Origin of the sequence: Pseudovibrio japonicus (assembly GCF_014651595.1) — a bacterium.
GTDB lineage: Bacteria > Pseudomonadota > Alphaproteobacteria > Rhizobiales > Stappiaceae > Pseudovibrio > Pseudovibrio japonicus.
The window spans coordinates 1-1,268 of the sequence record NZ_BMXE01000021.1; the positions used below are offsets into that span (position 1 = coordinate 1).

General features: G+C 54.1%; 2 protein-coding genes. Both read right to left on the minus strand.

The features are described from left to right. Window positions 1–456, minus strand: a 456-nt coding sequence (locus IE076_RS22500) for an ATP-binding cassette domain-containing protein (RefSeq protein WP_189439030.1), incomplete at its 3' end; no start/stop codon positions are given. Continuing rightward, window positions 453–1,268: nitrous oxide reductase family maturation protein NosD (nosD, locus tag IE076_RS22505; RefSeq protein WP_189439031.1), on the minus strand; the 816-nt coding region annotated here is incomplete at its 5' end. The genes IE076_RS22500 and nosD, both read right to left, overlap by 4 nt.

Here is a 1,268-nt window from a genome sequence, read left to right on the forward strand (position 1 = left end):
AACCAGTTTAGGTGTTCCGATCAGGGCCTGCGCCAGTCCAAGGCGCTGGCGCATCCCCTTGGAGTAAGTTCCGATGCGACGGCGGCCAGCTTCTGCAAGGCCGACACGCTCAAGCAAGCCAACGGCTTTCTTAGCGTCTTCGCCTTTGAGTTTGGCGTAGTATTTGAGAATCTCGACACCTGTCAGGGTTCGTTGGAAGGCCACAGATTCAGGCAGGAACGCGGTTGATGCGCGTGCTTTGTTGCTACCGGGCTGTGCGCCCAAAACTTCAATCCGTCCATCTGATGGGGTCAAAAAGCCAAGCGACATCTTGAAAAACGTCGTTTTGCCAGCCCCGTTGTGCCCGAGCAGCGCTACCCTCTCTGCGCTTCCCAGCTCAAAGGAAAGGTCTTTAACAGCATCCCGTCCATCGAAGGTTTTGCGGACGTTTTCGGCGCGAAGAACTGCCTTATTCATCTTCTTGCTCCTGCCTTCGGCATTGCTATTTCCGGAGCGTGCATCAGTGGTTTTGTATCCACGATGCCACCTGGCAAGAGCGCCGGGAATTGTGACTGTGTCCAGCTGAGCAGCTGAACCGCAGGGCTTCCGGTGAGCAGTTTTGCAGATGGCTGTGTCCAGAGAATTTGGTCGACCATATCGTTTGGCCGGTAAGCGGTGTCGGCTATTCCATCACCGTTCATGTCAAAGGCTGAGTGATCACTCCAGAAGTTTCCCCGCCCTTCATGGGTCCAGTCCAGGTGACGTGTACCAACGTATTTAACCTGGGTTTTGTTGCCGATGAAGGCGTTGTTGGAGAAGTCGTTTCTGGCGGATCCAGCTGTGAAGTGAACTCCGATTTCGCAGCGCTCGAACCTGTTGCCGTCCACCGTGTTCTTGTTGGCGTTGTACATGAAGATGCACTTTTCCGGAGAGGCTTTGACGTAGTTTCCGGTAATCACCGCGTTGTTGGCGTAGTTGAGCATCAGGCCATGATCACGATCCCCATCAGAGATGTTGCCAGTGATGGTGAGCCTGTCAGAGAACATCAGCGCGTAGCCAATGTGGTTATCGATCGATACGTTGTTGGAGATCACGCCCTTGTTGCCATACATGTAGTGCACAGCAAAGCGTGTATTTTCGATATGGTTGTGTTGTAGTGTGTCGTTCGGGCTGGTGTTTACGAAAATCCCGTCCCGGCCATATCGGATGGTGTTGTACTCCACCAGAAGGCGCGGCGCATTCCAGATGTAGATGCCGTTGCCGCGCTCATTGGGGCGCAGATCCTGACG